This is a genomic window from Pseudoalteromonas sp. McH1-7 (genome assembly GCF_013366255.1).
Classification (GTDB): Bacteria; Pseudomonadota; Gammaproteobacteria; order Enterobacterales; family Alteromonadaceae; genus Pseudoalteromonas; species Pseudoalteromonas peptidolytica.
This window is the reverse complement of the sequence record NZ_JABWPQ010000004.1, coordinates 72,154-84,289: the sequence shown is the minus strand read 5'-3', so window position 1 is coordinate 84,289 and position 12,136 is coordinate 72,154. Positions and strand designations below refer to the sequence as shown.

Annotated in this window: 9 protein-coding genes; 6 read left to right on the top strand and 3 right to left on the bottom strand. The window is 40.0% G+C overall.

Features of this window, described 5'->3' with window-relative positions:
* Positions 1–31 precede the first annotated feature (31 nt).
* From HUZ36_RS03930 to HUZ36_RS03905, 6 genes are all read left to right on the top strand, one after another.
* The gene (locus HUZ36_RS03930; protein WP_128729960.1) at positions 32–1,273 is read left to right on the top strand and encodes an internalin; all 1,242 of its coding nucleotides are present in this window, start codon (positions 32–34) and stop codon (positions 1,271–1,273) included.
* 11 nt (positions 1,274–1,284) lie between these two features.
* Positions 1,285–2,124, top strand: coding sequence for a GEVED domain-containing protein (locus HUZ36_RS03925; RefSeq protein WP_147390058.1), 840 nt, complete (start codon positions 1,285–1,287; stop codon positions 2,122–2,124).
* 11 nt (positions 2,125–2,135) lie between these two features.
* Positions 2,136–3,644, top strand: a complete 1,509-nt coding sequence (locus HUZ36_RS03920) for a hypothetical protein (protein WP_176032050.1) — start codon at positions 2,136–2,138, stop codon at positions 3,642–3,644.
* A 234-nt stretch (positions 3,645–3,878) separates the two neighbouring features.
* Positions 3,879–5,015 carry a hypothetical protein gene (locus tag HUZ36_RS03915; RefSeq protein WP_176032049.1) on the top strand — a complete coding sequence of 379 codons (1,137 nt, stop codon included), beginning with the start codon at positions 3,879–3,881 and terminating at the stop codon, positions 5,013–5,015.
* A gap of 151 nt (positions 5,016–5,166) precedes the next feature.
* Positions 5,167–7,845, top strand: a complete 2,679-nt coding sequence (locus HUZ36_RS03910) for a PKD domain-containing protein (protein WP_176032048.1) — start codon at positions 5,167–5,169, stop codon at positions 7,843–7,845.
* A 354-nt stretch (positions 7,846–8,199) separates the two neighbouring features.
* Positions 8,200–8,736 carry a YaeQ family protein gene (locus HUZ36_RS03905; protein WP_128731641.1) on the top strand — a complete coding sequence of 179 codons (537 nt, stop codon included), beginning with the start codon at positions 8,200–8,202 and terminating at the stop codon, positions 8,734–8,736.
* Between the two features lie 133 nt (positions 8,737–8,869).
* On the opposite strand, the gene HUZ36_RS03900 is transcribed toward HUZ36_RS03905, so the two are convergent.
* From HUZ36_RS03900 to HUZ36_RS21920, 3 genes are all read right to left on the bottom strand, one after another.
* The gene (locus HUZ36_RS03900; protein WP_176032047.1) at positions 8,870–10,147 is read right to left on the bottom strand and encodes a hypothetical protein; all 1,278 of its coding nucleotides are present in this window, start codon (positions 10,145–10,147) and stop codon (positions 8,870–8,872) included.
* Between the two features lie 12 nt (positions 10,148–10,159).
* Entirely contained in the window at positions 10,160–10,654 is a 495-nt protein-coding gene (locus HUZ36_RS03895) for a hypothetical protein (protein WP_128731643.1), read from the bottom strand.
* Between the two features lie 577 nt (positions 10,655–11,231).
* Positions 11,232–11,324 (bottom strand): carbohydrate-binding protein, encoded by a 93-nt coding sequence (locus tag HUZ36_RS21920; RefSeq protein WP_241651657.1) that lies wholly within the window; start codon positions 11,322–11,324, stop codon positions 11,232–11,234.
* Between the last annotated feature and the right edge of the window lie 812 nt (positions 11,325–12,136).

Here is a 12,136-nt window from a genome sequence, read left to right as displayed (position 1 = left end):
AAAGGTCACACTTCTCTGTAAGGAATTCAATATGAAATTTAGTTATTCTCCATTGGCACAGGCCATGGGGGTAGTGGGACTTTTTGCCTGTAGTTTGTCAGCAAACGCAGCTGATACCAAAGAGTTCACTGCCCAAAAAAACAATTCAAACCTAGATTCGGTAACATTGGGCACTGCATATCATAGCGAAAAAGAAGGCTTTTATGCGTTGCAAAGTGTACAAGGAATGGTTGATGAGACCTATGGTAACACTGAAATGGATTTTGTCGTTGGCGTCGACATGAGTTATAGCCAACTCTCTAGTATGTTGGACGGTAACTTAGGTGCAGCACTAGATGTTCCCGTTATCAAAGTTGGAGTCGGAGCCAGCTACGCCAAGCAAAACGCCGCTGATAACTACACCGGTACTTATACTCTGTTTCTTTCTTTGAAGCCAAAAAAACGCATGCTGGTTGCCGATCCGCAAATTGGCTTTCGACCAACTCAAGTTGCATTGGACTTAGCGAACGCCAATCCTGGCGACAAATTTAACAATATTGGTAATGAGTTTGTATCAACGATTGAGTATGGCTCTCAAGTGATGATTAACCTCAAATTTCAATATAAAAATGATGAAGATAAGGTGAAATGGGGAGGCCAGCTTGGTGTTGACTGGGCCGGCAAAGTCAGTGTCAGCGGTAAACTACAAAAAGTTGATGAAGACGTAAAACGTAATATTAAAATCACCGTTTCAGCGTTGCAGCTTGGTGGTGACCCTACTGAGCTACTGAAGGTGATCCCAAACCAGCTCGTAAATTGTACGATGGAAAATCCTACACCATGTTTCGATGTGTTCAAAAACAGTATTGATTACATCAAAACCAACTATGTCACTCAATTTGACACTTTAGACAAATATAACGTCAGCCGTGTATTCACTGAAAGCTATACCGATTCAGGACCAAGTTTATCTGCATTGGTACCAGATGATATCTACCCTGCAAAAAGTATCTTAACCAAACTGGCACTTAAAAATATGAGCGATGATTGGGTGCAGGCGATCCTTGATAACCGTCGCGCCGACAACCTCCTGAATTACTATGCAAGTGAGCTCAATAACGCACACCGAACAGCATTAGAAACCATTCGTGATAATGCGTTATTCAATTCGTTCATCCTTGCTGACGCAGTTGATTATTGTAAACGTAATCCAATTGGTAATTACTGCCGCGATAGAGAGCTACAAACCCGTGATCGCGTTCATCAGTATGACCGCAAATGGCTAGAATTATAAGGAATAAGACTATGTTAAAAGTCATGCTTACCAGCACATTTATTGCCTCTGTTGCGGCCATTATTGCGCCGACCGTACAGGCAAATACAACGCTATTTGAATCCCGTGATGTGTTAACTCCCCAGCAGGCGCTTGGGCGTTTTCAATGGTTAGAGAAATGCTATCCGGGGTTACTGGTGGAAGTCTCTGACAATATCTTTGATCCCACAACCCCAATTCCCAACGAAGAAAAAATTGCTAACCTCAAAAAAGTCATGCTGTATAAGAATAGCGCGCTGAGAAATGATGCGAAGTACCTTACCTTTGGGGATGAAGACAACGCCAACCCAAAAAATTGGTTTGCTGGCATATCTCCAACAACCTCCTGCTTACAAATCCCTTCAGATTACCGTATCAGCGCTGTAATGGTCACCCCAGCAATGCCTAACTATTGTGAGACTCGTTCGCGCGAGCGCGATTATGAACACATCAAATCGGTGAAGTTTTCAAATCTCGATAACACCAGTAGCAATACTTTCTACAGTAATTATGTTGGTGATACGGCAAAAATATATGCGGACAAAAGCTACCAGCTGACACTTACTCCAGGGTTCAGTGGTGCTGAAACATACCCTGAAACTTGGCATGTTTTTATTGACTGGAACCAAGATGGTGACTTTAAAGATAGCAAAGAGATGCTATTTGCAGGTGTCTCTGAACAAGCGCTACAAGTTGAAATCACTCCTCCGACAGGAGCGAAGAAAGGAATGACAAAAATGCGCGTAACTATGGACTACTTAGGTGGCAGTAATGACGCATGTAAAGAAGTAGACTCAGGTGAGGTAGAAGATTACCTCCTTTACGTGAAGTAATAGGTGGCAACATGAATTTATACAAAAACACTATCGTGGCACTACTTGCAAGCTCAGCTCCATTTGTTTGGGCTGAAACCAACTTTGTAAATGAAGCCACATTGATGCAAAAAGCACAAAATGTAAATACGTTTCAAAGTGAAATACCCGGCTTGATGAATGATCACGTGGTATTGGGTACCGCGTTTAATAGCGACCAGAAACGATTTCTGAATGTACAAACTGTTGCTGGTGAAACCGTAGAAACTCTTGGTAATACCCGCGTACAATTCGAACTCGTTAATAACGGCAGCTACGATGAAGTTCTGCGCCAACTAAACGGAAATGTTGATGTTGATGTAGGCTTTCCCGTCATTCGCGTCAAAGCTGGAGGCCACTTAGCTAAAGAAATGTCCTCTACTGAGTTTTCAAATACTTACACCTTTCAGGCATCATTAACACCGAAAAAGCGTGTGCTCATGCCCGACGATCCTAATATCGGTTATACCCTGACTCCATCAGGAAACACATTAGCCAATGAATATCAAAGCAAGCTAATGAGTATGGCTGGCGATGCGTTTATCAGTGAAATTGAATATGGTGCTCAGCTACTCATTAATATGAAAATTGAATATTTGAGTGAGCAGCATAAAAGCGAGATTGGCGGTTACTTAGGCGTCAGCTACGGTGCTGGAAATATAGGGATAAGCGTTGATGGTAAACTTAACTATATAGATGAAGATCTCAAAAAGAGTGTCCGAATTACCGTCAGGGCGTTACAAAAAGGCGGTGATCCGAAACAACTGTTGAGCATCATTCCAAACAATATTATCACCTGTTCGCTTGATAACTACGAACCTTGTTTTACCTTGTTTGAGCAAGCGGTAAATTATGCAAAAAATGACTTTGGTGATCAGTTTAATGCGTTATCTGATTACAACGTAGTGCGTTACAAAGCGACTCCATACGAGATCAGCTCACAAGATGTTCGTCGTTTAGATTCTGGTAATAAAGATATTCGTTTTGAAACGACCTACCGTACTTTGTGGCTGGAAGATCAATTTAAAAAGTCAGTTAATCATGAACATCGTGCTAGAGGCGTACTTGCACAATACGCCAGTTGGATGAATGATGAGCAAAGACAAAAGGCGCAAGGGGTGCAGACCGCGGCGTATAACAATGCGTGGATCTACGAGCAGTATGCCAGAATTTGTCGTGATAACCCTTATGGTACAGCATGTACAGATGCCTGGAATGATTATCAAAATACCTGTAGTGGCAGCGGTGTTGGCTGTATTCAGAATTACACGCTGGCTGATTTGAATATTCCTTCAGATAATATGACGCAATATTTCAAATGTGAAAATGCGCGAGAAGCAACGGCAAACTTCGGTGTCGAGGAAAATCACGTTTCACTCGGGTTTAGACAGCTTGGTTGGGCACCGTCTTTTGTTGATGCTAACGACCCAGCAGCTGGAGTGATGGTGTGGCTGCCATGTAAATCGGCACTGCCCACTTACGGGACAGCCTTCGAAAACTAAATGCCATTTGTTCACTGGGGTATACTTGCGCGTCGCCGTGAGCATACCCCTAATACCGTTAATCATACCGATTGTATTGATTTAAAAAGCAGCTTGGAAGCAGAGCACTCCTCAGCAACAAAGTTAACGTTAGCCATTTTGATATGAGTAAATATAAATGTGGCTTAACGCAGTTGGATCAGCTCCAAAGCGCAGCGAATTAAGTCAATTGGTTTCACCTACAGGAATGTATGTATGCACTTAAGATCCATACTAATAGTGCTCTGTGGCCTGTTGAGCTCTACTGCAAATGCACACACCTACTACTCATTAAACACAGCAAAAGAAACGCTAGGTCAAGGGTTCGAACAAACGCTTGGCATTCCCTTAGAGCCCTGTTTGGATGGTCAATGGCAATTTCAAGGCGGCAGCATGGGCGACTTGGTTTATCGTGGCGATTTTGACTCTGACACCATGATCAATACCATTACTGGTAGTGTAAAGGCTGGTATCAACTTGGTTATTTTTGGTGGCTCAGCCAAATTTTCCATGCGCAGAAAAGTAACCAAAAATAGAAATTCAGCAGCTTCAGCGGTCGAGTTAACTTATGAAAAAGGCAGCTACAACTTTGAAAATAGAACTACAAAGCCCAACATCTCTGACCTATTGAACACCAGCCCCTCTGAAGTCAGAGGTCGCTGCGGCGATAGTTTTATCCACAATATAAAGCTAGGTTCTCGTATTTATGTCACTGCAAAACTTCACTTTGCAGATCAAACCAAATACGAATGGTTTCAAACTAAAATCAAAGTAAAATTTTTATTTTTTAGTAAAACATTTACCAAAACAAAAGTGTTCCAAGATGCAACCAAAGATGCTGTATACACTATTCAAGTAAATACCGACGGTGGCATGACACCAGAGCTGGCAAGGCTAACTAAAAATGGCACAATGCACTGCAAAACCGATAATCTAACTCCTTGCATAACATACGCAGACAACTTATTTAGCTATTTGTTAGATGGTGGAGATTATGTAGACGACCTTAAAGATGAACATTTAAACGTTTTAAAATACGAAGTCGAAAGCTATGAGGATTCCGGCCACTATGACCTAGCTTACGCAGGCCAACCAGCAATATCAGAGCGTTATATTGCTCTATCGGCTCGACTAAGGGGTTATCAGGACCTTGTATACGATGAAATTGAACGCTTAACTGCTTTTAGAGCTGTATCTGAGGATCCCAGCGAAATTGCACAGCTCAATACTCGCCTTCAAGCTCGAGAAAACCAGCGTATCAGCTTAGAGCAAGCGGGAGAATACTGTGCAACTTTACCCGGCACAACCTTATGTGAAAATAGAGTTGAATCAGCCATCGCCACTGTAGATTAACACCGACTCTCCCCTACTTTATGAGGCTAAAGAAGCCTCATTTCACCTTAATGGCCCTCATTAAATTGTGCACTTATTGGAAACATTTACCCTAATCAAGTACACTACGCCGGATAAACAATTTAACAATAACACTAAGTAAGATATCAAGATGATAAAAAGCTCTATATACAAAGGGATCTTCGCTTCTCTCCTAGCATCTACTCTCGCAGCCTGTGGCGGGGGCAGTAGCGATAAAAATAATGCAGATACCACTGTACCTCCGCCAACAAACAAAGCCCCTGTTATTGCAAGTCTAGCCCCAGTCACCGCCATGGAACGAGACAATATCACCGTTGTAGCGAGTGCAAATGACGAAGATGGCAGTATTGCAACATTTCTATGGGAACAAACAGCAGGTACAACTGTTGAGCTAGCAAACAACAATAGTGAAACGTTAGAATTTAGAGCTCCTGATATTGATGAAACAACTACGCTCACGTTTAAGCTAACAGCTACCGACGATAAAGGAAGCGCAAGCTCACAAGAATTAACGGTCAACCTAAGTGCGTACGCTCCACTTTCAAGTTTAACGATTTCAGACGCAGCGCTGGCGCAATGTTTATCAGATACACATCAAGACGTGGGTATTTCTGTTGTTGATTGTACAGACTACCCAATTGCAACATTAGCAGGGCTCTCTGGTATTAGTGGTTTATCTAAGGTGGCGATTAAAAACGCAGAGCTGAATAATCTTGAAGAGTTAGCTGAAATTTCTACGCTCACCACGTTAAAGCTCGATAACGCGTTTGCCGCGCCCCAGCACAGCTCAAATAATGATGCACATTTAGAACAAATTAGTAAGCTCAATAAACTTGAGTCATTGTCTATTGTTGAAGCCCAAGGAAGTGATAATTATAGTAAACGCCTAGATTTTTCTTTGTTAGATTTATCAGGCTTGGCACAGCTTCATACGCTTGAAATAGACAACGACAGTAACCAATATGAAACGATACAGCTTAGTCAACTTCCAAGTGATAAGCTCACTCGTTTGGCATTACGTACTCTAGACATTGATGATAAAAATACTCTAAAACGCTTTAGTAACTTGCAAAGTTTATCTTTGACATATATATACGATCTGAGCTCGCTGTCATTTTTAAACTCTATACCTAACCTCACAGCATTAACACTTAATAATATCGAAGCCGCTGACTCAACGGCAATAGAAGCTAAAACAAATCTGACAACTCTTGAACTCAACAGGACGCAGATTGAAGATTTCTCATTCTTAGAAAAGTTTAGTGAGTTGGAAAAACTAGATCTTCGTACTTATTCCGACAATGTTAAGCTTGATATCGCGGACATCAGTGGTAATGCGAAGCTGACCTCTCTGTCATTAGGCAATTTAACCGTTGATAATGCCGGCAAGCTTTCAACTTTTACGGAACTACAATCCTTATCTTTGGAGAGCCTGAACCTTTCTTCTCTTCGGTTTTTGCAAATGATGCCGAAGCTAACATCATTGAAGCTCAATCAGTTACACAGTGTTAATGACCTAGGCTGGCTAAGTTTCACACCAAACCTAATCGAACTGTACATTCGTAGACTGGATAATAACACAGATTTTAGCGCATTATCTGAGCTTGAAAATATGCGCGACCTGACCGTCTACAACGATTACTCAAGCTTTGCACTAGATACGTTAAGTAAAATGCAAGCATTGGAGAAGGTTAACCTGAACGTTAGTTTCGTTGAGGCTTCAAATGCGGCAACATTACCGAACTTAAAGACATTAAACGTAAAAGGTAACAGCTATTCAAACATGGTCAACTTGGCTAACTTTCCTGCGCTCGAATCAGCTGAGTTATTAAAAGTATACCATTATAGTAATAAAACCAAAATCACAACACTTGACGCTTTAGGTGTAAACACAAGTCTGAAATCGCTAAAGATCGGCGGCTTTACAGAACTAGAAGATATCACCCATGTATCTCAATTTGACAATTTAGACACCCTCTTTATTGACTATGCTCAAGCGGCTGATATCTCAGAGATAGCATCACTAACTAAACTTAAGTCATTAACACTAAGCAACTTTTCTACGTTTTTTAGAGCTGACATGCTTGCCAGTTTAAACACACTGGAAAGACTTGAAATAAACAGTAGTGCCATTTATTGTGATGATCAGGAGCTATTAAAATCTCTTGATGGTGTCACAGCAAGTGTTTCTAACTATAACTGTATTATGAAGCCGGTCGATTTGAGCTTAATTACCGATGAAGCATTTAAGCAATGTATTGAAAAGCGCGGATACCAAGATGCTGTACGTAATACCTCACTCTCTTGTGATGGCTCAGCAATCGAATCATTAAATGGAATTACACAGTTTGAAGCTATTAATAGTTTAACACTAAGTGGCTCCGTGAACAGTGCGTTGTTGCGGGATCCTAGCTTAGCTCAGCTACACACCTTAAAAAGTCTAGATATCTACAGACTCACGGGTGAACTAACGGCTAAGGCTACACTCCCTCCATCATTGACCTCCTTTGAATTAAATACAAATCGCCAAACCGTATATGACTTCGCGCTTTTTGGCTTGCCTACTACCTTAATTTATTTAGACTTGGATAGCACCAAGCTGACAAACTATGGCTCACTTAAAGATTATGCCGAACTTACCCGCTTAGAGTTGAACTATACCAACGTTTCAGATCTGTCGCCGCTATTCAAGTTGACCAATCTGAATTATTTAAGTCTATATGGAAACCCAAATATCGACTGTGCTCAAGTAAGCACACTAAAAGAGTCGTTACCCAATATTTGGAATATCTCAAGTAGCTGTAATTAACTGCTAGGACGTTAGGTAATTCAAACAAACACAGTCTCATTGCGAGGCTGTGTTTCATATCCACAATCGCATTCTGTAGTGTTGTTATTTCGACCCCTGATTAAATACCAATTGAATTAATTCTCTAATCAATTTGAAGGGTTAAATACTCTCTTAGCTTCGTTAAAATTGCTCATTTGGAACAACTAAACAGCAAAATTTTTACCTTGCCTATATGGATATAAGTAACTTGGCGATAGCAGGACGCGAGAGCGGTGCTACTTAAGCTATTGCCCTGCCTCAAAATAACGCATTTACTTAATACAACTGGTATAAAATCCGCTATACTGGCGCAAAAATTTTTTAAGCAAGTTTATGGCGCTCAAATCTACAATTATCAAAGCCCAACTATCTCTCAGTGATATGGACAGGCATGTTTACCAAGATGTTAATTTAACACTGGCTCAACACCCCTCTGAAAACGAGCAACGTTTAATGATCAGGCTACTTGCTTATGCACTAAATGCCTGTGAAGGACTTGAGTTTACAAAGGGCTTATGTGCTGATGATGAACCTGAGCTATGGGTTAAGAATTACAGCGAAGAGATTGAGCTTTGGGTTGAACTAGGACTGCCTGATGAAAAACGCCTTAAAAAAGCGTGCAATAAATCAAAGCGAGTGATCCTTTATACTTATGGTGAGAACAATCAAGCTATTTGGTGGCAAAAACATCAGCCTAAGTTATACGACTTTAACAATCTGAGTATTTTCAGCTTGGATTATAGTGCGACTCAGGCTTTAGCCCAGTTAGCAGATCGCAGCATTAAGCTTACTATTACTATTCAAGATGGCGAGGTATGGGTAAGCTCTGATAGCGCTAATATTGAAATCAAACCACAGCAGTTAATGTAAGCTCCAGCCACAAAATTACGACTAAGAATGTGTGGTGCTGACATTTGTACCTGAATTTTATGCTAGGTTTGCACAAGTAAAAATCCTCCCTCATCAAGCCAAGGGTGACATTTGATGAGGGAAAAATCAGCACTTACAACTGCTTAGCAACGTCTCTTAACAAGCTTGAGTAAACAGAGCTATCACCCAAGCGTTTCGCCTCTGCTCGCAAACGCTCACGGATCTGCAACCGGGTATATTCATCAGGTAACAATGTGTTTAATTCATAAGGTGAGCGGCTTAATAGAATGGCTTGCTCAAGTAGGTTAGTGGTATTATTTATTTGCTTTTTGTATAAGCTCTCACTGCTATGTAAGTCGTTTCCTTGCAACTTAGCCATGGCTATTGATAAATCTGCATATAGCATAACCGCATCGTAATTAAACTCAGTACTTTCAACTTCAATCTTTGGTAATTCGGCCACTAAGAAATCTTTTACCGTATTTTTAAACTCTTGTGGTGCTTTAGCAATAAATCTATCTATTTTAATAATATTAAATAAATCCTGACGTAAAGCTTCCTTTTCTATCGTCTTTTTAGGGTCTGCACTTAACGATTCAATATATTGCGGTAAAAACTCATTGCGAGAAACAGGGTTAGCCAAAGCGAGTCGATTGTAAATTCCAGCTTTTGTTGCTCGTGAGGTTTCACCCTGTTCACCTGATACAGTCATAAAGTGGTCATCAATCAGTAATTTGGCTTGGTCAAATGGAAGATATCCAACCACAGTTTCTAAAATTGAAAAACCGAGTTCAACATTATTGTCTACATTGACTAATTGAGCACTGATAGTATCGAGCATTTGCTGCTTAGCTTGGGCTAAATGTTCAGCAGAGACTTTTGCTGCAGTGTTGTCCAAACGTAAAATGGACTCCATCACGTAAAGAAGGCCCAGTTTTGCTCGCGCCGAAACATTTGTGAATAATACTGTAAGCTCCTCGGACAACTCAACCGGCGCTAACGTAGCCATATATTCAAGTACATATAGACCTTGCTCTGTTTCTACTCCCAGCTGGTGAACCATCGTCCATAAAAGGTTTATTTTGTCTTGTCGAGATATTGCCGGATTTTTCAAAATAGCAATAAGCTCAGCTTCAAAATCAAGCATTTCTTTTTTCCCAAAGCTGTGCCTAATCTTGGATACTAAATTATTTGCTAATATTTCTTTATTTTTGTCGCCATCGCTTATTTCCTTATCCATTACATAAAAGTCAGGTAAAGTTTCAATAAGCTCAGACTGGCTTATAAAAGGAGTAGTCGGCTTATCTGGCGAATTTATATTGTTCTCATCAGTTGATGTAGATATGAAATAAAGGACAACCAAAATAACAGCCAGAGATATACCTAGTAACAATCTTGCATTTAATTTCATATCCACTCTCACTTATCGACTGCTAGGGAAACTATTATATAGATTTCTAGGAGTGAAGACGGTAACCAAGTTACTACCAGTTACCTTTTTAAAAGAATAGTTCACAAATGTATCACAGCGGAACTTTGCTTTTATTTTAACTAGACGACCATTTACTTCATCCCATTCACCTTCTCTATATTGTGCAGTGATAGTGTATTCAGGATCGAAATCTTTTTGAGCCCACCCAGCATTAATTATTTTATCATGCTGAGAGCCACGACCATATTTTGCTCCCCAGTATGATGAAGCGCTTTTAAAGCTACTCAATGTATTTTTATGAATCACTTTGTCATCATTCAATACTTCCAATACTTTTGAACCATCCCAAATGCCAACATGCCCAGCCCAGCCTAAGCCACTAATTGACAAGTCTCTTGCTACAACATCTCCAACACTCTTCGGGTTACCTGCAAACGCAGAGCTGCTTGCCACTAAAAGCAAGGTACTAAGTGATACTAATTTCATAAAATGTCCTTTTATTAGAAAAACCAACAAAATAATATCACCAAAACAAAAACGTTCAATAACTATATAAACCATAAAATTTAAGATACAAAAAAAGCAAAGATTCAACGTTGCGAAATATTAAAAAATAAAATAATAAAACACATGAAATATAGATTTTTATTTTATTTTTTTTTGATGGTGACTTGCTTGATTAAAAATTATTTTTTATTCACACCAAGTGACTGATATTTTTAAGACTTTAATTACGTACTAGATGTTTAGCGCCAAGCACTCGTCCATGGTGCCTAAAGCAGCATTTCTAAAATACTCGCTCAGAATTACACTAAGTGTAATCAATCATGTTTTACTCTATTTGAACTGGCAGGATATTTTCATGACACCCAGTCTGCATTCAAGATACTGATAGCACACCTACCAGTACCTTAAATACCACCAATTGGTTACAGTTTACGCCAAACAACTTAGTGCCTAGCTGCTGACCACGCGTCCATCAGTGAGCTTGGTATTCAGCGCCTTGATAAGTCACTTTGCCTCCGCCGGTATACGCCTTATTGGCATTTCATTCGTTACTTACCTATGACTTATCAACTAGCTCCCACGCATCACTTTGATCAGGCTTCTGGTCTTTTACCCACCATTTAGCGCAATAGCTTTTACCTTGATACACCGCCGTATCGCCAGCTGTATATATTCGCTCGGCACGTCATATGCCACCATTTGGTGATGTGCTTTGATTGGTAACTGTAATGGTGAAGCTCACTGCTTTGTCAAGTGAGCCATCAGAGACAGTTACTTGCCCTTGATAGTCGATATTTTACTGAACCTCAGACGCAGTCAACGTGATAGTTGTACCGCTACCGCTGTTGGTCAGTGGCGTAGGGATCTGCCATGCAAAGGTGAGCGGTCTTGTGGTTTAGCTAAAATGAAAAAAGTGACGTGTGTTGGGGATCACTGACAGTTAGCTGATTAGTAGCTAGTTGTACAGCATCGAATACAATACTATCGTCACTTTGTTGTAAGCCACTCAGATTTAGATTAGAGTTGGCGAATGTTGTCTATCGATGTTTCCCACTAGAAAGTTACCCCTGTCTTACGAATTCCAATGCAATAAACACAAGCTCGATAGGCCATTGCACGCCTATGGCACACTCGCCTTCATCTTTGTGTTATAAAAAAGTATCTAGGTTAATTAAACTGTGCATTTTGGAGGGGTTTTATCCACAGAAAAAACAATAACAATAGCCAAGATTATTAGTTACATTTAGTACTTTAAAACTAACTTAAAGGTATCTCTGATCACAATGATGGCTATAGTCAACTGATTACTATAACTATTACTATAAAACAAATAATTAAAATATTTTATTCTAGAATGGTTAACAATTAGAAAAACCAACCGTTTGTAAACATTTTTATGCATAAAGAACTAGATTACATTCAGTAAAAATCCTTTAAACAATCAATAAATATAGAAATTAA

What these genes read in the sequence shown, in the direction of transcription:
- HUZ36_RS03930 (WP_128729960.1), top strand. Translation starts at nt 32, where the DNA reads ATGAAATTTAGTTATTCTCCATTGGCACAGGCCATGGGGGTAGTGGGA.
- HUZ36_RS03925 (WP_147390058.1), top strand. Translation starts at nt 1,285, where the DNA reads ATGTTAAAAGTCATGCTTACCAGCACATTTATTGCCTCTGTTGCGGCC.
- HUZ36_RS03920 (WP_176032050.1), top strand. Translation starts at nt 2,136, where the DNA reads ATGAATTTATACAAAAACACTATCGTGGCACTACTTGCAAGCTCAGCT.
- HUZ36_RS03915 (WP_176032049.1), top strand. Translation starts at nt 3,879, where the DNA reads ATGCACTTAAGATCCATACTAATAGTGCTCTGTGGCCTGTTGAGCTCT.
- HUZ36_RS03910 (WP_176032048.1), top strand. Translation starts at nt 5,167, where the DNA reads ATGATAAAAAGCTCTATATACAAAGGGATCTTCGCTTCTCTCCTAGCA.
- HUZ36_RS03905 (WP_128731641.1), top strand. Translation starts at nt 8,200, where the DNA reads ATGGCGCTCAAATCTACAATTATCAAAGCCCAACTATCTCTCAGTGAT.
- HUZ36_RS03900 (WP_176032047.1), bottom strand. Translation starts at nt 10,147, where the DNA reads ATGAAATTAAATGCAAGATTGTTACTAGGTATATCTCTGGCTGTTATT.
- HUZ36_RS03895 (WP_128731643.1), bottom strand. Translation starts at nt 10,654, where the DNA reads ATGAAATTAGTATCACTTAGTACCTTGCTTTTAGTGGCAAGCAGCTCT.